Origin of the sequence: Streptomyces sp. NPDC052042 (assembly GCF_044548345.1) — a bacterium.
GTDB lineage: Bacteria > Actinomycetota > Actinomycetes > Streptomycetales > Streptomycetaceae > Streptomyces.
The window spans coordinates 76555-94401 of sequence record NZ_JBIUBU010000023.1 but is presented as its reverse complement, the minus strand read 5'-3'; the positions used below and the strand labels follow the sequence as shown (position 1 = coordinate 94401).

Here is a 17847-nt window from a genome sequence, read left to right as displayed (position 1 = left end):
GGGACGACGAACGGCCGCACGGAGCACCACGGTTCACCGGGACCACCGCACCACCGGTACTTCGTCCAGCCGCTCTCTCCGCAACACCCCTCTCCGCGACCACCGGCCACACACCACCTCAGACCGAAAGGACACCCGTTGACATCCGCACCTCTCGCAGCGGTCACCGGAGCCGAGGGCTTCATCGGCTCGCACCTCACCGAGGCCCTGGTGGCCTCCGGCCACCGCGTCCGCGCCATGGTCCAGTACAACTCCTTCTCCTCCTACGGCTGGTTGGAGTCCCTGGCCCCCGACGTCCTCGACCACGTCGACATCGTCCTCGGTGACGTCCGTGACCCCGGCTCCGTCCGGGCCCTCGCCGACGGTGCCGGGACCGTCTACCACCTGGCCGCGCTCATCGCGATCCCGTACTCCTACCGGGCCCCGCACAGCTACGTGGACACCAACGTCACCGGCACCCTCAACGTGCTGGAAGCGGTCCGCGCCCTCGGCACCCCCCGGCTGGTGCACACCTCGACCAGCGAGACGTACGGCACGGCGCGGACCGTCCCCATCACCGAGGACCACCCGATCAACACCCAGTCCCCGTACGCCGCCTCCAAGGCCGGCGGGGACCGGCTCGCCGACAGCTACCACGCGAGCTTCGGCACCCCCGTGGTCACCCTGCGCCCCTTCAACACCTACGGTCCCCGTCAGTCGATGCGAGCCGTGATCCCCACGGTCATGGGTCAGATCGCCGCCGGCTCGCGCACCATCACACTCGGCGACCTGCGTCCCACCCGCGACTTCACCTTCGTGACCGACACCGTCCGCGCCTTCCTCGCCGTGGGCACCGCGCCCGCCGAGGCCATCGTCGGCCGGGTCTTCAACGCGGGTACCGGTGAGGAGGTCTCGATCGGTGACCTGGTCCGGCTGATCGGCAAGGTCATGGGGGCCGAGCCGGCCGTGGCAGGGGACGAGCAGCGCATCCGCCCCGCCGACTCCGAGGTCATGCGCCTGGTCGCGGACGCCCGGCGGCTGCGCGAGGCCACCGGCTGGGCGCCCGAACAGGACCTGGAGAGCGGCCTCACCGCGACGGCGGACTTCTTCCGCGACCCCGCCAACCTCGCCCGCTACAAGACCGGTGTCTACAACGTCTGACCAGCACGACCGCACACGCGCCACCCGACAGCGACACGAGACAGGAAGCCACCATGCACGCAGTGATACTTGCCGGAGGCAAGGGCGTCCGGTTACGGCCCTACACCACCGCACTCCCCAAGCCGCTCGTGCCGATCGGCGACCAGCACGCCATCCTGGACATCGTGCTCCGCCAGCTCGCCGCAGGCGGATTCACGAGCTGCACGCTCGCCATCGGACACCTCGGACACATCATCAGCGCGTACGTCGGTGACGGTTCGCGCTGGGGACTGGCTATCGACTACGCGACGGAGGAGAGTCCGCTCGGCACGATCGGCCCGCTCCTCGCGATACGAGACCGGCTGCCGGACACCTTCCTGGTGATGAACGGCGACATCCTCACCGATCTGGACTACCGCGACGTCCTGCGGACCCACCGGGCCTCGGACACCCCCCTGACGATCAGCACCTATGCCCGCGAGGTGAACATCGACTTCGGCGTCCTCACCGCAGACGGCGGAAGGGTCGTCGCCTTCACGGAGAAGCCCAGCATCGACTACCGGGTGTCCATGGGGGTGTACGCCCTCAGCCGCAAGACCCTGGAGGGCTACCCCCAGGGTCTGCCGCTCGGCTTCGACGAACTCGTCCTCGACCTGCTCCGCAAGGGTGAGCTGCCGCACGCCTACGAATTCGACGGTTACTGGCTGGACATCGGCCGGCCCGACGACTACGACCGGGCCAACGCCGAATTCACCACCTACCGGTCCCTCCTGCTCAAGGGAGCTTGAACCCCCTATGCGCATCATCGTCCTGGGCCACTCGGGATACCTGGGCGGACATGCCGCCGAGCAGTTGGGCGCCGTGCCCGGCGTCCGACTGGTCGGTGGCGGCCGGACCCCCGCCTCTGATTTCGAGGCCGATCTCGCCACGGTCGGCACCGCCGAACTCGCCGAGCGGATCGCCGCGTTCGCCCCGGACGCGGTCGTCAACTGCGCCGGAGCCGTCGGAGGCGACGCCGTGACGCTCGCCGAGGTCAACGCCAGGGGCCCGGCGGTGCTCTGCGCGGCCCTGCGCGAAGCCGCCCCCGGAGCCCGGCTCGTCCACCTCGGCTCCGCCGCGGAGTACGGTCCGACCGCGCGCGGCGAGCGGGTCACCGAGTACGCGGCCACCCGCCCGGCCGGCCTCTACGGTGCCACCAAACTCGCCGGGACGATCGCCGTCACCACGTCCGGGCTCGACGCCGTCGTTCTCCGCGTGACCAACCCGGTCGGTCCCGGCGCCCCGGCGGCCGGTCTGCCCGGCGGACTCGCACGGCAACTGCGGCGGGCGGGCACCGGCCCGGACGCGGTCGTCCGGCTCGGCGACCTGTCCGCGTGCCGAGACTTCGTCGACGCGCGTGACGTGGCTCACGCGGTCGTCCTCGCCGTCACCGCTCCGGGCCCGCTGCCCGGCGTACTGAACATCGGCAGTGGACACGCCGTGCCGGTACGAGAACTGGTCCACGGATTCACGGACGTGACCGGCTTCCGGGGCAGTGTGCGGGAAGCCGCCGACAGGTCCGGCGGGTCCACCCGTTCCGCCCAGGTGTCCTGGCAGTGCTCCGACCCGGCCGCCGCCCGCGCCACGCTCGGCTGGGCCCCCCGGCACTCTCTGCGGGAATCGCTCACCGCCCTCTGGGCAGCCACGGCCCCCGGACAACCCGAGGACCGGATCCGGTGACCCTGCTCGTACCGCTGTACGCCCACCCCGTCCTCGATCCCGGGGGCTGGCACCAGCTCATCGGGGCTGCCGAGCAGATCTACGGTGTGGTGCTCAACCCCGCCGGAGGCCCCGGCCAGTGGCGCGACCCGTCGTTCGTGGCGGTGGCTCGCGCGCTGCGCGGGGCGGGGACCCGGGTCCTCGGCTATGTCGACCTCGACTACGGAAAACGGCCTGCCACCGCGGTGATCGACGACCTCGCCCGCCACCGCGAGCTGTACGACACCGACGGCTGCTTCCTCGACCGCGCGCCCTCCTCCACCGCCGGGCTGCGTCGCTGCCGGGGGCTGGTACGGGCCGCGCGGTGCGGCGGCGCGGCCACGGTCGTCCTCAACCCGGGGGTGCACCCGGCCCCCGGGTATGCCCGGATCGCCGATCTGCTCGTGACATTCGAGGGGCACTGGATGAGCTATCTCACCGACTTCGTTCGTCCCCGTTGGACCACCCGGAAGCCACCGGAACGGTTCTGCCATCTCGTGTACGGGGTGCCCCCCGCACTCGCCCCCGTCGCTGTCCGCACTGCCCGGGAACGCGGGGCAGCCGTGTGCTGCCCGGTCCCGGGTGAACTGCCCAATCCCTGGGCGGCCCCGCCGTCCGCTCTCCTCGGGAGGACCTGATGACCCGGAACCTTCGTCCGTCGTCCAGGTACGCGGCCCGCAGCGCGCCGCTGGTGGTTGCCGCCCTGCTCCTGCTGACGGGCTGTTCGACCGGCATTCCGGGGGCCGACGGCCACCCCTCGACCCCGCCGCACGCGGGTACTCCGGCGGCCTCGTCCGCCCCGTCCGGCTCATCGTCCCCGTTCCCGAGTCCTTCCTCCGCCTCCCACGCGCCTTCCGCCTCCGCACCCCTTCCCCCGGCCGCGTCCTCGCCCGCCGAAGGGGTCGGGCGCTGGCGGCCCCGGCCCGGCACGGCCTGGCAGTGGCAGCTGAACACCCGGGTGGACCCCAGCGTCGACGTGCCCGTGTACGACATCGACGGATTCGAGAACACCGCAGCCGATGTCGCCCGACTCCACCGGGACGGCCGTAAGGTCATCTGCTACATCAACGTCGGTGCCTGGGAGAGCTTCCGCCCGGACAGCGGTGCGTTCCCGGCTGCGGTACGAGGCGGCACCAACGGCTGGGAGGGCGAACGCTGGCTGGACATCCGGCGCATCGACGTGCTCGAACCCCTGATGGCCAAGCGCTTCGACATGTGCCGTGCCAAGGGCTTCGACGCGGTGGAGCCGGACCTGGTCGACGGGTACTCCAACGACACCGGCTTCCCGCTCAAGGCCGGACACCAACTCGCGTACAACCGCATGATCGCCAGGCTCGCCCACGAGCGGGGCATGTCCGTCGGCCTGAAGAACGACCTGGCGCAGATCCCCGCCCTGGTAGACGTCTTCGACTTCGCCGTCAACGAGGAGTGCGCGCAGTACGACGAGTGCGATCAGTACCGGCCCTTCGTGCAGGCGCGCAAAGCCGTCCTCCACGTCGAATACGCCGTGCCCAACAAGGAATTCTGCGCCGAAAGCCGCAGGCTGGGTCTCTCCTCGATGAGCAAGAACCTGAAGCTCGACGTCTGGCGCGGCCCGTGCTGAACGCCCGCCACAGGGGCCGCCCGGTTTCACGGCCGGGCGGAGAGCGACGAGAGCGGACCCGCCGGAATGCGCTCCAGCACCCCGCCCGCGAACACGTCGTACAGCGGCAGCGTCTCCAGATGCACATAGCCGATATGGCAGTCGCACGCGGCCAGTGGACACGCACGCGGGCGCAGCGCCTTCCGGTAGCTCCCGTCGTAGAGGTTGCCGAGCTCCGCCCGGACGAAATGGCAGCGCCGCACCGTGCCGTCGCCGTCCACCGAGATCACCGACTCGCCCGTCCGGCACGGCAGCCCGGCCGAACGGTGCGGATGACGGCTGAACGGGAAGAGCGGGTCGAGCGCCGTCCAGCGGTCCGCCTCCTCGTCCGTGTAGACGTGCCCCTCCGCGGCGTTCACCCACAGATAGACCGCGTCCGGCAGCGCGGCACGCAACCGCCGCGCCTCCTCCAGGTGCTCGTCGAGCCCGACCACACCGACGCTGTGGCGGATGCCGAGCGTCGACAGCTCCCGGCATTTGCCCAGGAACCGCTCGTACGGCGTCTGCCCCGGGTGGTACGTGCACCACAGCGCGATCTTCTCCCGCCCGGCCTCACCCGCCTCCGCCAGCCACCCCGTCCGGCCGCTGAGATTGGTCTGGATCGCGACCCGGCCGACGTGCGGCAGCCGCGCGAGACCGACCAGCGCCCGCCGGTACCAGGAGCGGACCAGCCCCTCGCCCCACGGGGTGAACAGGACCGAGATCCGGTCGCCGGTCTGTGCCGAGGCCCAGGCGGTGAACCGCTCCAGCGCCGCACGGTCCGCGCGCAGCTGCTCCGGGCTGTCGCGCCGCTTGGCGAACGGGCAGTAGGGACAGTCGTAGTCGCAGGACGCGAGCGGACCGCGGTAGAGGATGGTCAGGTCCATGGGCGCGCTCACCTCAGTTCGTACGCGGCCATCGCGGCCCGCACGGTGGGGGAGAACAGCTCGGGGCCCAGCGCGTCCGAATGGGCCAGACCCTCGGGCGAGAGCCGCAGCAGACCGGACGCACCGGCGGCCGTGTCGAGCCAGCCGCGCTCCTCGAAGCGGGCCAGCTCGGCGGGGAAGTCGTCGGCGGGCAGGCTGCCGAACCGCTCATGGTAGTCGGCCGACGCCATGCCCTGGGCCTGGAGCACCGACTGCAGCAGATGGCGCCGGCGGGCCTCGTCGCCGTCGACGTACCGTCCCACCTCGGCGCGCGAGAAGTCCTCGGTCGAGGTGTAGCCGTCGATGATGGCCCGCACCTCGCGCATCTCCACCGCGTAGTCGAAGGAGTAGTGCAGCCGCGAGGTGTATGAACGGGCCCCGCACCCCAGGCCGATCATGCCGTCCGTCTGGCAGGCGTAGTCGTCGGGGCCGTCCGTGCGCGGGGCGTCGGCGCGACGGAACATCCGCATCGACACCTGCTCGTAGCCGTGGGCGAGGAGATGGTCCCGGCCCGCGCGGTACAGCCGCAGCCGCTGCTCGTCCCAGGCGGCGTCAGCCGCGGACCCGTCGCCCGCCTCCGTTCCCGTGCCGAGCCGTCCGAGTCCGGTCAGCGGGCGCACGTACAGCGGGTAGAGGTACAGCTCTTCCGGCCGCCACCGCAGGGCCGCGTCGAGCGAGGTGCGCCAGCTGTCCTCGGTCTGCCCGTCGATGCCGTAGATCAGGTCGATGTTGAGGATGGGGACCCCGGCGGCGCGTATCCGGTCCAGCGCGCTCTCCACCTCGGCCCGGTGTTGCGGTCGCACGGCGGCGCGCGCCTCGGCCTCGACGAAGCTCTGCACCCCGATGCTGATCCTCGTCGCGCCCCGGTCGGCGAGGACGGCCAGCCGGTCGGCGGTCGCGGTCGACGGCGACGTCTCGACGGAGAGCGGAACGGACCGCAGATCGGCGCCCATGCGCTTCTCCGCGATGTCGCAGAGCCGCTCCAGCTCGGCGGCGGTCAGGAAGGTGGGCGTGCCCCCGCCGAACGCCGCCGCCGCGAACCGCACCGGATCCCCGTCGCCCAGCGCGTCCCGGACCGCGGCGGCCTGCCGGTCCAGCGCGTCGAGGTAGCGGGTGGTCAGCTCGTCCGGGGCGCCGATCCGGGTGAACAGATTGCAGAAGCCGCAGCGGACCTCGCAGAAGGGTATGTGGAGATAGAGCGAGAGCGCGTCCTTGGGCTCGGACGCCCACAGCTCGCGCAGCGCCGGCCGGTCCGGCAGAGGGCGGTAGGCCGTCTTGTGCGGATAGGCGTAGACGTAGCTCTGGTACGGGCGGACGGCCCGCACGGTGGTCGTGGCGCGGCTCATGACGTTGTGCCCCCCGGTTCCAGGAAGAAGTGCGCGTACGGGACCGTCCACACGCACTCGTGGCCGATCCGGTGACCGGTGTGGCCGTCGTCCCCGTACGCCGTGCCGTGGTCGGAGCAGACGATGGCGAAGCAGCGGCGGCGGCTGCTCGCGGCGGCGAAGAGCCGCCCGATGTGGGCGTCGACGTATTCCAGAGCGGCGGCGTGGGTGGCGCGGGAATCGCCCGCCTCGCGTGTGGCCCCCGGGGTGTGGAACCAGTTGGGCTGGTGCAGCGCGGACACGTTGACGAAGAGGAACAGCCGCTGCTCCGGGTCCAGACCGGCGATCACCTGCTCGGCACGGGCTACCTGCGCCTCGAAGGAGGTGGGCGAGGCGACCCCGAACTCGGGCTCCCAGTGGCTCTCCCGGAACAGTCCGGGCAGCACGGACCCCAGCGCACCCTGCTTGTTGAAGAATCCGACGCCGCCGATGCAGACCGTGTGGTAGCCCACCGCGGCGAGGCCGGACGGCAGATCCGGCGTGTCGAAGACGAAGGTGCCGGGGGCCGTGGACTCACTGCCCGCGAACCGCGCCGCGAACAGCCGCGGATGCGGTCCCGGGCCGACCGGTGTCGGCAGGAATCCCGCGAACATCGCCTGGTGCGAGGCGTAGGTGAAACTGCCGGGTGCGTGCCGCTCCTCCCACCTGCCGCCCGGCAGATGCCGCGCCAGATGCGGGATGCGTCCCGTGGCCGCGAGCTCCCGCGCCACGTCGTGGCGCAGCGTGTCGAGGGTCACGAAGAGCAGGTCGTGGCTGCCCACGATCTCGCTCATGTCCGGGTTCTCGTGGACCGCGACGGTGCGCGCGGGGTCACTGGGTGGGGATTGCACGGTGGTTCCTTGCTCGGTTCAGTACGGCGGCGACCTGCGCCGCGTAGGTGTCCAGTCCCTCGGCGCCGCTGCCGGGGAGTCCGGACAGCCGCGGCAGCAGGTCGCCGAAGGCGTTGACCTCGCAGACGGCGAAGCGACGCAGGTCGGACGAGGGCAGCAGATCGACGCCGACGCACAGCGTGTCCGGGAAGCACATCGCGGCCCGTTCGCACACGGCCAGGGCCTCGGCCCAGTTGCCACCCGCGGCCGCGACGGCCGCGCGGAAATCGTCGAGGTCCCCCCGCGCACCGCCGAGGTGCAGATTGGTCATGGGGGAGCGGCTGGTGCGCACGACGGCATGGGTGGCGCGTCCCGCCACCACCACGACCCGCAGATCCGCCGCCCTGCCGTGCCGGGTCGCCTTGGGGAGCCAGCGCTCCACGTGCAGTCCGTCCGGTGCGAGGGCGTCGATGATCGCCGCGACCTCCCGCTCCGTCGTGCATCGACGCACGCGCAACGAGTTGTGGAGCCGGCCGGCCGCGTCGCGTTCCACCGAGGTGGTGGCCCGCACCCGGCCGGGCCCGGCCGTCTCCACGGCCAGAACCCCTGAGGCGGACGAGCCATGGGCGAGCTTGACGAAGGCCCTGGGCATGCCGTGGGCCGTCATCCGCTCGCGCACGTCCGCCCAGTCCCGTACCTCGGGAGCCGCGGCCCCCGAGGTCGGCGACTCGGGCACCGGGATGCCGGCGCCGTCCAGCACGGCATGGCACAGCCGCTTGTCGAACAGCACGGCGATGTCGCCGGGGGCGTCGAGCAGCCGGGCATCGGACGCGGCGGCGGCCCGCGCCACCGACCGTACGGCGGCGGTGAACCGGGCGTACCACAGAGCGGTGCCCTCGACCCTGGTGGGATCGTCGACCGCCCGGAGCCGACGCTCCACCTCGGCGTCCTCACCGGGCGAGTCCATGCGCACGGTCTCGCCCGGCCGGAAGACGGCCTCGCCGTCCAGCACGTCCAGCCAGGGAACGACCCGCGCCGGCGGCAGCCCGGCGGCGCGCACGGCGTCCTGGAAGAAGGCCACCCGGCGGTTCCCGGGCACGCCCACCACGGCGAGACGCGGTGCAGGGGCCACCGGAGTCGGGCTATTCGCTGATGGCGACATAGCGGAACTCGTCCTCTTCCGGATCCCAGTACGCGACCTCGTCGACGTCGCAGTCGACCCGGTCGGGACCGAGCAGGTTCCTGAGACGGTCCATCAGCGCCTCACCGGCGTAGTGGTGGTGCACGTCCAACGAGGTCAGGTGGGTGAGCGGCTGGCCCGAGAGCAGTGCTTCGACACCCTCGTCGCCCAGCGTCCCCATCGCGAGGGAGAGCGATTCGAGCTGGGCGACGACCGGGGCGGAAGCGATCGCGGCCGCGATCTCGTCCTGGATCTCGCTGTTCTGCAGTCCGAGGTGGCGCAGGGCGGGGAACGAAGCGCCGGACAGCACGGGCGCCAGGTCCTCGACGCCCGTGTCCCCGCCGTACTCGGTCACGCCGAGCCAGAGCTCCAGGTGCTCCAGCGCGGGCAGTTCGGACGCGCCGACCGCCCGCACGACCTCGGACGGCAGCCCGCCCGATTCGAACCGCAGCTTCTTGAGCGAGGGGTGCCGCACCGGGCGCAGGCCGAGCTTCGTCCGGCCGTCGAACGCGTCGCCGCAGCCACGCACCGTGAGCTCCTCCAGCGCGCCGAACGCCTCGACGACCGGTGTGATGTCGGCCATCTCCAGCCAGGACAGCTCGCACTCCTCGCTGACGACATCGGCGAGATAGAGCGCTTTCAGGGCCGGGAAGCGGTCCGCGTCCCCGGCCAGCAGCTCGACGACCGGGGCGAAGGACACGTAGTCCTCCTGCCACCACGGGCCGATCAGCAGGGCCCGCACCTTCGTCGTGTCGACCGTGTCCAGGAAGTGGTGCCACAGCGCGGCGAACGTCAGATCGCCCTGCCAGGCACTCTCCAGCCGCCAAGCGACCGAGTCCGCCGCCGGGAGGGGGCCGGTGTCCTCCGGGCCGGGAACCGGCAAGGTCAGGACCGGAAGGCCGTGGAACGTCTCGGGGTGTCCGATGTCACTCATGGCGCATCACTCCGAGACGGCGGTGTAACGGCCCGCGGGACCGCGGTCGTCCCAGGGCTTCTCGCGTTCCGACACGTCGACCCGCACACCGTGGGGCTCCAGTTCCTGGACGACCCGGCGCTCCACGGCCTCGGTCATGAAGTGGTGGTGCAGATCGAGGCATTCGAGATGGGTGAGCGGCTGGCCCTCCAGCAGCGCCGCCGCGCCCTCGTCGCCCAGCGTGCCGTTCGACAGGTCGAGGACCCGGAGCTGCGCGACGACCGGAGCGGACGCGACGGCCACCGCGATCTCGTTCTGCAACTCGCTGTTGCGCAGACCCAGATGCGTCAGCTTCGGGAACCGGGAGCCGGCGAGCAGCGCGGCCAGGTCCGCCACATCGGCGTCGCCCCCGTACGCCGAGACGCCGAGCCACAGGTCGAGCCGCTCCAGCGCGGGCAGCTCGCTCTCCAGGATCCCGCGCAGCGCGCCGGCCGGCATCCCTCCGGTCTCGACGGTCAACGCCCGCAGCCGCGCGTGCTTGCAGGGGGAGAAGACCAGCTCCGAACCACCGCGCACCCCCAGCTCCAGCAGACCGGGGAACGCGTCGAGCAGGGCCGTGACATCCGACTGCTCGATCCAGGAGATCTCGTTCTCCTCCATGGTCATGTCGCCGACGAAGACGGCCTCCAGCGAGGTCAGCCGGTCGGCGGCGGCGATCACCAGACCGATCGGGTAGGAGGAGGTCTCCTCGTACGACTCGCCCCACTGACCGATGATCAGCGCGCGGACCCCGGCGGGGTCGACGGTGTCGAGGAAGGTCCCGAACGCCTCCTCCCAGGTCTTGTCGTCGTCGTACGGGTCGACCGAGATGCGCCAGGCCGCCGCGTCGGCGGCCTGCGCGGGCGTCTCGCCCGTCGCGTGCTGGAAGTCGACGGCGGGCAGGCCGAGCAACTCGTGCAGGTGGTCCACACCGGACATGGCCCTGAGCTCCTGGTACTGGGGAACGACTGATGTCCGCAAGGTTTATCAAGTCCCACTGACAACGCCGTGACCGGGGACCGTCCGGAACGTGTCCGATGCGCCCCGCGAGGCCGCTCGGCGGCCGGTTGTCAGACCCTGCCCTTAGCGTCTTTCCCGTCGCCGCCACAGCGGTTGCGGCCGTCGAGGGGAGAGGTCTGTGTACCGACAGGGCGATGTACTGATCGTGCCGTTGGAGGAGTCGGCGGTGTCCGCGCATCTTGTGGAGGCGCCGGGCGAGCCGAGGGACGGCCGGGGACGCATGGTCCTCGCGCTGGGGGAGGTCACCGGCCACGCCCACGCGGTCCAGGGCCCGGGACGGCTGATGCGTGAGGCAGGTGCCTTCGGGCCGATGCTGCTGCACCTTCCCGAGGGCGGCCGGGTGGTGCACGAGGAACACGCGGCGATACCGCTGCCGAAGGGCTGGTACCGCGTGGTGCGTCAGCGGGAGTACGCACCGGGTGCGGTCCGCATCGTCGCGGACTGATCCGGCCGCAGCTCGGCGGGGCGCACCTGAAGGCGCGTCGTGAACGGCGGTCCGGTCCGTGCCGGATGACCGCGGCCCGCAGCGCACGCGGGACCTCGCGCGCACCGGCGTGGTGTGCGCGGCGCGGCACGCGGAACATCTCCGAATTCCGCATGTCGCATACCGAACATCGAACACCTGACAACGAAACACACCGACAGGGGACGGGGAAGACGGATGCAGTACGTGGACTCATGGCGGGCCGTGGCGGCGGCGACGGGAGCAGCGGACCGGGCCGCGGCCGAGGACGGGCTCCGGCTCGCCTACCGCCGCGCGGGGCTCGCGGAGCCGGAACGGATCGTGTGGGTCGACTCACCCAGGGCCGCCGTGGAGGCCGTCGAGAAGCTCGTCGACGCGGGCTGTTCGGTGCGCGACGAGGTACGGACCCGGCCCTGGGCCCGTGAGCGGCGCCGGATGTACGACGAACTGGGCCCGGCGGGCTGGTCCGCCCTGTGGTCGGCCACGGGGGCGCAGCTCTGGGAGACGACGGCGGCGCTCGCCGAGCGGATCAGGGTCGGCATCGTCGCCGATCTCGCGCGGAGCCCCGAGGAGGAGGCCGGGGTTCGCCTGCTGCTGCTCGACGCGGTCCTGGGGCAGCACGACGCGGCCTGGCTCTCCGCTTTCGACGGCCGGGGCGACCGGCTGGACGGCCTGGCCGAGGTGGCCAGGCACGCGGGCTGGTGGTGGCCCTACGAACGCGTGGTGGTGATCAGCGAACGCCCGGAGGCGCTCCACCGGGACGAGGCGGGCCGCCTCGACCGCGGGGACGGACCGGCGCTCGCCTACCGGGACGGTTTCTCGCTCTGCGCCTGGCGGGGCATGCCCGTGCCCGCGGAGTTCCTCACGGAGCTGAACGCGCTGACGCCCCGGCGGATACGCGAGGAGGAGAACGCCGAACTGCGCCGGGTGATGCTGGAGTTCTACGGCTACGAGCGTTACCTCTCCGAGTCGGGAGCCGAGCCGGTCCACCGGGACGAGACGGGGGTGCTCTGGCGGATCCCGCTGCAGGGCGACGAGGACGTGGTGATGGTCGAGGTGGTCAACTCCACCCCGGAGCCGGACGGGACCCACCGCACGTACTGGCTCCGGGTACCGCCCGGCACGAGGAGCGCCAAGGACGGAGTGGCCTGGACCTTCGGGCTCTCGGGGGACGCCTACGCGCCGGTGCGCCAGACCTGACGCCCGTGCCGGGCCGACGGCGCCGCCGGCCCGGCGCCGTCCCCGGACAACCCGGAGCACGAATGCACCGAACCGTACGGTCGGCAGACGGGGGGCGCGGACCGTGGCGGCCGGTCGCGACTTCCGGCCGGGCATCTGGCCGCGCTCGGCAGAAAGCGCCGCGAGACTCCGTGGGCGGATGCGTATGCCGTCGACGGACCGTGAGGTGTCAGCCCGTCAGCACCGCGTGGTCGATGCCCAGTTCGCGGGCGAGGGCCTCGTCCGTCCAAGCCAGCATCGTGGCGTGGGACAGCGGTGCCGCGTACGACGTCATCTGTACTGTCAGGCCGTCCAGCAGCGCGGTGAGCCGCCAGGCCACGGACATCGGGTCGTCGCAGTGGAACTCACCGGCGGCGGCGCCCTCTTCGATGACCTCGGCCAGCTCCGCCTTCCACTGCTGGTCGAGATCGCCGGCCACGTTACGCAGGACCGGGTCGCGCACCGCGGCGGCCCACGCCTCGATCCACAGCCGCCACACCTTGGCCCGGCCCGTCGGCGCGTACCAGCGTACGGCGGCGCGCAGCCGCCGTACCGCGCTGGTGCGGCGGCTCAGCAGCTTGCGCAGCTGGACGAGATCGGCTTCCGCGGCGTGTGCGAAGGCGGCCGCGATGAGCTTCTCCTTGGTCGAGAAGTGGTAGAGCACGAGCGCGTTGCTCACGCCGAGCACGGCGGCGACATCCGCGATCCGGAACGCCGCGACTCCCCTTACCTCGATCTGCTCGACGGTGGCGCGCAGGAGTTCCTCGCGTCGTTCGGCCACGCCCAGTCGCACACTTGCCACGGTGCCAGCCTAACCAATGCGCCGTCCCCGGGAGGACCGGGGCGCCGCCGGGCCGGAAGCGGAACGGGAGCAAGGTGGTGCGGAATCCCGCGGCGGCGAAGGGCGTTGGACCCTGCATGACGGGAATCGACGCACAGGAAGCACGGCGGGGAGCGCTGCTCGGTCTGCTCGGCGAGGCGGACGGCGGAGTGCTCGTGACGCTCGGGCGGGACGGCAGACCACAGCTCTCCAATGTGAACCACCACTACGACGCCGGGGAGGGTGTGGTCCGCGTCTCGGTCACCGAGGGCCGGGTCAAGACGAGGAACCTCCGGCGCGATCCCCGGGCGAGCTACCACGTCACCAGCGCGGACCGCTGGGCCTGGACGGTCGTGGACGGCACGGCCGAGCTGACCCCGGCGGCGACCGACCCGCACGACGAGACGGTGGAGGAACTGATCACGCTCTACCGCGATGTCCGGGGCGAGCACCCCGACTGGGAGGAGTTCCGCGACGCGATGGTCCGGGACCGGCGCGTCGTGCTGCGGCTGTGCGTCGAACGCGTCTACGGGCAGCCACGCGGCTGATGGCACCGACGGCGTCGAGCGGTCCGCTGGGCGCTTCCTCTCGCGCTCCGTCAGGTGGTTCCGCGCTCGCGCGGGTGTGCGCCCCGCACATAATTGATGACGACACCGACTCCCCCAGGAGATGATGTGACCGGCGCCGACCCCTCTCCTCCGCTCCGTGCCCGGCTGCGTTCGCTGCGCCCCGCCGCCTTCGGCGCCGAGCCGGAGGGCGCACGCATGGAGCGGATACGCCGTTCGCCCCACTTCGCGGACGGCGTCTTCCAGAACCCCGAGGGCGCGCGGACCGGACCGTCGGGATCGGCGCTGGAGTTCGCGAAGGTCTACTTCCGCAAGGAGGGACGGCTGCGCAGGGCTCCGGCCGGCACCATCCCCGTCCACGCCACCACTTACGCCGACCTGGCCGAACCGCCGGCCACCGGGCTGCGGCTCACCTGGATGGGCCATTCCGGTGTGCTGGCCGAGATCGACGGCAGACGGGTGCTGTTCGACCCGGTGTGGGGCGAGCGGTGCTCGCCCTTCGCGTTCGTCGGCCCCCGACGGCTGCATCCGGCACCGCTTCCGCTCGCCGCTCTCGGCCCCGTGGACGCGGTGGTGATCTCACACGACCACTACGACCACCTCGACCTGCCGACGATCAGGGCCCTCGCGGCGGCGGGCACGGTGTTCGCGGTACCGCTCGGCGTCGGCGCCCACCTGGAACGATGGGGGGTGCCCGAGGACCGGATGCGCGAGCTGGACTGGAACGAGACCGCCAGGATCGCCGGAATCGCCCTCACCGCCACTCCGGCCCGGCACTTCTGTGGACGCGGTCTGCGCAACCGGCAGCACACGCTCTGGGCGTCCTGGGCCGTGGCCGGGCCCGAGCACCGGATCTACCACAGCGGCGACACCGGCTACTTCCCGGGCTTCAAGGACATCGGCGCCGAGCACGGCCCGTTCGACGCGACCATGATCCAGATCGGCGCCTATTCCGAGTACTGGCCCGAGAACCACACGGACTACACGCCCCTGCCGGGGGCCTGGCCAGACGTTCACATGTCGCCCGCCGAGGGGGTGCAGGCCCACCTTGACCTGCAAGGAGGCCAGCCGGGTGGTGTTCTGCTCCCGATCCACTGGGGCACTTTCAACCTGGCTGTCCACGCCTGGGCGGAGCCGGGGGAGTGGATGAAGTACGAGGCCGACGAGGCCGGCCAGGCAGTGGCGTTTCCCCGCCCCGGCGAGCCGTTCGAGGCTGCGGGGAAGCTGCCTGTGGAGCCGTGGTGGCGGGGTGTGTCGCATCCGATCGCGCGCCCGTGGCGTCGCCCGCGACCTGTTGGGGTCGTTGTCGAGCCGCGCAGCGACGATCTCGACCTCGCGGGCGAGCGGTGACCTCGATCGGGGGCGACCTTGCCGAGGTCGCGCGGATGGTGGAGCGTCTCCCGCCCGAAGGGCGCGACCGTGTGCTGCGAGCCTTGGACGGGCCACCCCGCGGACAGCGTTCAGTTGTCGCTCAGCGGTTCGCGAAGCTGAGAATCGCAGGCAGGTGCCGGGGGGTGAACACCGCGTTTGGGCACTCCAGGCAGCCCCACACCACCACGGGGCAGCCGGACCCCGGCCGGCGGGCGAACGGCGAGGCGTGGAAGTCACGGCAGGACGCCAACCACACGTCGCTGTCCCCGGACAAGGCCACCGCAACCTCTTCGGGGGGAAGTTCGGCCGTAGAGGTGTCCAGTCGGCGGCCTTGGTCGTCAAGAACGACGGACGCTTCCAGCGCGGCGTCCAACGCCTCGCGCAGGCCCTTCTCGACGGCTTCCTCATGCAGCGGACGGTGCGCTTCGATGTCGGCGTAGTGCTTGGCCGCGACCCGAGGGCTGTGGCCATCGGAGAAGTCCTCCAGCACTCCTCCGGTCTGCTGGTAGCGGCGCGACTTGTCGGTCTTGCGCAGCCGCCGCAGGTTCAGCGACGCCTCTTCGCGGGATGCCTCGAAGAGCGCGGTGAGCTGGTGGCGTTCGAGGAATGCCTGCTTGACCGGGCCGAGGGAGGTGGCCTGGTGACGGCCGAAGGTGGCGATCACCTCCCCGCTGTGCAGCGTGTGAGCCCACAGCAGGTCCGTGTCGGCCAGACGACGGCCGTGAGCGGTCAGCCGCATCGCGAGGCGGATCAGGCCGCCCGGCTGGTGCACGGCGCCGCCGTCGGTCACCCGCAGTGTCTTGCGCGACTGGCCGTGGGCCCGGTTCTTGACGTAGGCGATGCTCACGTACCCGCGGGACGGGTTGATCAGGCAGTTGGCCGACAGGCGGCACGCGGCTTCCGGCTCCAGGCCGGTCTGGCACATCAGCAGCACCACGAACGCCAGCACGTCGTGCGCCGTGAGGAAAAAGTGGCTGTTGAGCCTGCCGATCCCGCCCAGCTCCGTGATCTTGTCCATGGCGCCGCGCTCGGCGCGCAGTGCTCCTGTCAGTGGTCCGCGGTGGGCGATGTGCCACGCCGCGTTCTCCCGGGTCCAGCCGTGCCAGCCCCCGCCGACCGGATCTCGGCCAGCCGTGGCCAGCCGCTCACCGGTCAGCATCCGGTCGCGGGCTGCCCGCACGTCGGCCAGGGCCGCAGCCTGGACCGCCTCGAACAGCGCATCGGGATAGGCGTCCAGCGGCCGGCCGCGGCCCTGGCCGACCTGGACCGTGGTGAAGCCCAGCCGGGCCTGCATCGCCCTGCCCAGCCTGTCAGGGTGTTCCTCCTGGACGAGCCGCAACAGCTTCACCACCTGCTGCATTCGCAGATACGGCGTGATGCTGGACTCCCCGTACCGGGCGGCCAAGCTCGTCTCGAAGGAATCCAGAAACTCCGGGAGCAGGTCCTCCAGATCCATGTCGCCCGGCATGTCCGTGGCCTGCGCCAGGTGGGTGACGAACTCGGTCAGCGTGTGGGCGTAGCCGTCCGTCGTTCCCACGTACTTGTGGCGGTTCTCCACCCCGGCCAAGCCCGCCAGCGCTCGGGCCAAGTGCCGGACCAACCGAGGGCACGCCAACGCGGAGAAGTCGTAGCACCGCTCGACCCCGCCGGAGAACCTCGCGGTGAACACCACCGGACCCACCGCCGGGAACGCCTCCGGCTCTGGCGGCAGATCCTCCGGCGCGGGAAACCGCACCCGCCGGCTCACGACGCCTCCCCGGCCCGCTCCAGCGCCATGCTCTGCGCGTCCCACTCGGCCAGCGCGGCCAGCACAATCTCCTGCGCCTCGTCCAGCACGTCGAGACAGACGTAGACGGTGGCCTCGCGGGCGTGGCCGAGGAGCAGCTGGAGGATCCGCATCGGATTACCGATCAGCAGCCGTCGCAGCTCGGCGCGCGAGAGCGGCCCGTCCAGCGGGCGGCCCAGCGCCCGGACCTGCCGCAGCAACAGCCCCAGCATGTACACGGCATAGGAATGCCTTGTGTCCGCAGAGGGCGTGTGCGGTGAGGCACGTGTAGCGATTGAGCAGGCCATCCATGGAGGCCACGTTTGCAAGGCCCGCCATTGGGCGTGTTGCATTTCGGCGAGGCCATGGTGAGGCAGATCACGCCTTGCGTCGCCCGACCAGTGCCTCGTGAAGCCGGTGCAGATCTTCTTTGTCCGGCTTGTGAGGGAACTCAGTGATGGTGGGATGCGCCTCGTACTGCCCCAGCTCACGTAGCCGGGCACGCAAAGAGTCCAATGCCGAACGGGCTTCTATGAAGTCGTTTTCCAGGGGGCCTTCCGTCGAGCGGCAGTAAGGACATCCGTAGGGCTCGACCATCGTGTAGGCGGTGATGGCCTCGGTGGTTTTCATGATGGCAAGCTGGAGGGCCGCCCTGCGATCGGCTGCTTCGGCGGCGGCCTGCTGGGTGCGGTGCCTGCGGCCGTTGGCGGGAGACGGCACGAACGCGATGAGCCAGTCGGTGACGGCCTCCACCAGGCGGTTTGGCTCGTTCTTCCGCTTCCTGAGCAGTATCCCCCCGAGGGTGCCTAGAGGCAGGGCCACAAGAGCGGGAACGTTCTGGGCGCCCCAGTTGAGGATGGTGTTCACCGACGACATGTCCTTCCTTCTGCGTGGT

The 17847-nt window shown here is 71.4% G+C and carries 19 protein-coding genes; 9 read left to right on the top strand and 10 right to left on the bottom strand.

What is annotated here, in order from left to right; translation table 11 throughout:
* Positions 1–138 precede the first annotated feature (138 nt).
* Genes ACIHCL_RS29450 through ACIHCL_RS29430 form a run of 5 tightly spaced genes read left to right on the top strand, consistent with a single transcriptional unit; the run spans position 139 to position 4459 of the window.
* On the top strand, positions 139–1140 hold the full coding sequence (locus ACIHCL_RS29450) for a GDP-mannose 4,6-dehydratase (RefSeq protein WP_399866593.1): 1002 nt from the start codon (positions 139–141) through the stop codon (positions 1138–1140).
* 53 nt (positions 1141–1193) lie between these two features.
* On the top strand, positions 1194–1907 hold the full coding sequence (locus ACIHCL_RS29445; RefSeq protein ID WP_399866590.1) for an NDP-sugar synthase: 714 nt from the start codon (positions 1194–1196) through the stop codon (positions 1905–1907).
* A gap of 7 nt (positions 1908–1914) precedes the next feature.
* On the top strand, positions 1915–2838 hold the full coding sequence (locus tag ACIHCL_RS29440; protein WP_399866587.1) for an NAD-dependent epimerase/dehydratase family protein: 924 nt from the start codon (positions 1915–1917) through the stop codon (positions 2836–2838).
* Complete coding sequence (locus tag ACIHCL_RS29435; RefSeq protein ID WP_399866585.1) at positions 2835–3494, top strand: spherulation-specific family 4 protein; 660 nt, start codon at positions 2835–2837, stop codon at positions 3492–3494. The genes ACIHCL_RS29440 and ACIHCL_RS29435 overlap by 4 nt, the downstream gene beginning before the upstream one ends.
* Positions 3494–4459, top strand: a complete 966-nt coding sequence (locus ACIHCL_RS29430; RefSeq protein ID WP_399866583.1) for an endo alpha-1,4 polygalactosaminidase — start codon at positions 3494–3496, stop codon at positions 4457–4459. The genes ACIHCL_RS29435 and ACIHCL_RS29430 overlap by 1 nt, the downstream gene beginning before the upstream one ends.
* Before the next feature lie 26 nt (positions 4460–4485).
* On the opposite strand, the gene ACIHCL_RS29425 is transcribed toward ACIHCL_RS29430, so the two are convergent.
* From ACIHCL_RS29425 to ACIHCL_RS29400, 6 genes are read right to left on the bottom strand one after another with little or no spacing between them, the layout of a single operon-like run.
* Positions 4486–5364 carry an STM4011 family radical SAM protein gene (locus ACIHCL_RS29425; RefSeq protein WP_399866580.1) on the bottom strand — a complete coding sequence of 293 codons (879 nt, stop codon included), beginning with the start codon at positions 5362–5364 and terminating at the stop codon, positions 4486–4488.
* Between the two features lie 8 nt (positions 5365–5372).
* Positions 5373–6749 carry an STM4012 family radical SAM protein gene (locus ACIHCL_RS29420; RefSeq protein ID WP_399866578.1) on the bottom strand — a complete coding sequence of 459 codons (1377 nt, stop codon included), beginning with the start codon at positions 6747–6749 and terminating at the stop codon, positions 5373–5375.
* Entirely contained in the window at positions 6746–7561 is an 816-nt protein-coding gene (locus ACIHCL_RS29415) for an STM4013/SEN3800 family hydrolase (RefSeq protein ID WP_399866640.1), read from the bottom strand. Before ACIHCL_RS29415 ends, ACIHCL_RS29420 begins: the two co-directional genes overlap by 4 nt.
* Positions 7562–7598: 37 nt before the next feature.
* Positions 7599–8759 carry an STM4014 family protein gene (locus tag ACIHCL_RS29410; RefSeq protein WP_399866577.1) on the bottom strand — a complete coding sequence of 387 codons (1161 nt, stop codon included), beginning with the start codon at positions 8757–8759 and terminating at the stop codon, positions 7599–7601.
* Positions 8740–9711 (bottom strand): STM4015 family protein, encoded by a 972-nt coding sequence (locus ACIHCL_RS29405; protein WP_399866576.1) that lies wholly within the window; start codon positions 9709–9711, stop codon positions 8740–8742. Before ACIHCL_RS29405 ends, ACIHCL_RS29410 begins: the two co-directional genes overlap by 20 nt.
* 6 nt (positions 9712–9717) lie before the next feature.
* Positions 9718–10668: an STM4015 family protein gene (locus tag ACIHCL_RS29400; protein WP_399866574.1), complete on the bottom strand. Its 951-nt coding sequence runs from the start codon at positions 10666–10668 to the stop codon at positions 9718–9720.
* A 199-nt stretch (positions 10669–10867) separates the two neighbouring features.
* Between ACIHCL_RS29400 and ACIHCL_RS29395 the strand changes: the two genes are divergently transcribed.
* Together ACIHCL_RS29395 and ACIHCL_RS29390 are read left to right on the top strand one after the other, a co-directional pair.
* Positions 10868–11194 (top strand): hypothetical protein, encoded by a 327-nt coding sequence (locus tag ACIHCL_RS29395; protein WP_399866572.1) that lies wholly within the window; start codon positions 10868–10870, stop codon positions 11192–11194.
* 216 nt (positions 11195–11410) lie between these two features.
* On the top strand, positions 11411–12412 hold the full coding sequence (locus ACIHCL_RS29390; RefSeq protein ID WP_399866569.1) for a DUF6745 domain-containing protein: 1002 nt from the start codon (positions 11411–11413) through the stop codon (positions 12410–12412).
* Between the two features lie 208 nt (positions 12413–12620).
* On the opposite strand, the gene ACIHCL_RS29385 is transcribed toward ACIHCL_RS29390, so the two are convergent.
* Positions 12621–13232: a TetR/AcrR family transcriptional regulator gene (locus tag ACIHCL_RS29385; protein ID WP_399866567.1), complete on the bottom strand. Its 612-nt coding sequence runs from the start codon at positions 13230–13232 to the stop codon at positions 12621–12623.
* Positions 13233–13348: 116 nt separating this feature from the next.
* On the opposite strand from ACIHCL_RS29385, the gene ACIHCL_RS29380 reads away from it, so the two are divergent.
* Complete coding sequence (locus ACIHCL_RS29380) at positions 13349–13798, top strand: PPOX class F420-dependent oxidoreductase (protein WP_399866564.1); 450 nt, start codon at positions 13349–13351, stop codon at positions 13796–13798.
* A gap of 126 nt (positions 13799–13924) precedes the next feature.
* Entirely contained in the window at positions 13925–15166 is a 1242-nt protein-coding gene (locus ACIHCL_RS29375; protein ID WP_399866561.1) for an MBL fold metallo-hydrolase, read from the top strand.
* Positions 15167–15287: 121 nt separating this feature from the next.
* Here the strand turns inward: ACIHCL_RS29375 and ACIHCL_RS29370 are convergent, their stop codons facing one another.
* From ACIHCL_RS29370 to ACIHCL_RS29360, 3 genes are all read right to left on the bottom strand, one after another.
* The gene (locus ACIHCL_RS29370) at positions 15288–16934 is read right to left on the bottom strand and encodes a hypothetical protein (protein ID WP_399866558.1); all 1647 of its coding nucleotides are present in this window, start codon (positions 16932–16934) and stop codon (positions 15288–15290) included.
* On the bottom strand, positions 16931–17185 hold the full coding sequence (locus tag ACIHCL_RS29365; RefSeq protein ID WP_399866557.1) for a hypothetical protein: 255 nt from the start codon (positions 17183–17185) through the stop codon (positions 16931–16933). Before ACIHCL_RS29365 ends, ACIHCL_RS29370 begins: the two co-directional genes overlap by 4 nt.
* 145 nt (positions 17186–17330) lie before the next feature.
* Positions 17331–17819, bottom strand: coding sequence for a hypothetical protein (locus ACIHCL_RS29360; RefSeq protein ID WP_399866555.1), 489 nt, complete (start codon positions 17817–17819; stop codon positions 17331–17333).
* Positions 17820–17847 lie beyond the last annotated feature (28 nt).

Excerpts from the sequence above, each read along its gene's own strand:
- ACIHCL_RS29445 (WP_399866590.1), top strand. The coding sequence starts at position 1,194 with ATGCACGCAGTGATACTTGCCGGAGGCAAGGGCGTCCGGTTACGGCCC.
- ACIHCL_RS29440 (WP_399866587.1), top strand. The coding sequence starts at position 1,915 with ATGCGCATCATCGTCCTGGGCCACTCGGGATACCTGGGCGGACATGCC.
- ACIHCL_RS29430 (WP_399866583.1), top strand. The coding sequence starts at position 3,494 with ATGACCCGGAACCTTCGTCCGTCGTCCAGGTACGCGGCCCGCAGCGCG.
- ACIHCL_RS29425 (WP_399866580.1), bottom strand. The coding sequence starts at position 5,364 with ATGGACCTGACCATCCTCTACCGCGGTCCGCTCGCGTCCTGCGACTAC.
- ACIHCL_RS29420 (WP_399866578.1), bottom strand. The coding sequence starts at position 6,749 with ATGAGCCGCGCCACGACCACCGTGCGGGCCGTCCGCCCGTACCAGAGC.
- ACIHCL_RS29415 (WP_399866640.1), bottom strand. The coding sequence starts at position 7,561 with ATGAGCGAGATCGTGGGCAGCCACGACCTGCTCTTCGTGACCCTCGAC.
- ACIHCL_RS29410 (WP_399866577.1), bottom strand. The coding sequence starts at position 8,759 with ATGTCGCCATCAGCGAATAGCCCGACTCCGGTGGCCCCTGCACCGCGT.
- ACIHCL_RS29405 (WP_399866576.1), bottom strand. The coding sequence starts at position 9,711 with ATGAGTGACATCGGACACCCCGAGACGTTCCACGGCCTTCCGGTCCTG.
- ACIHCL_RS29400 (WP_399866574.1), bottom strand. The coding sequence starts at position 10,668 with ATGTCCGGTGTGGACCACCTGCACGAGTTGCTCGGCCTGCCCGCCGTC.
- ACIHCL_RS29390 (WP_399866569.1), top strand. The coding sequence starts at position 11,411 with ATGCAGTACGTGGACTCATGGCGGGCCGTGGCGGCGGCGACGGGAGCA.
- ACIHCL_RS29380 (WP_399866564.1), top strand. The coding sequence starts at position 13,349 with ATGACGGGAATCGACGCACAGGAAGCACGGCGGGGAGCGCTGCTCGGT.
- ACIHCL_RS29365 (WP_399866557.1), bottom strand. The coding sequence starts at position 17,185 with ATGCTGGGGCTGTTGCTGCGGCAGGTCCGGGCGCTGGGCCGCCCGCTG.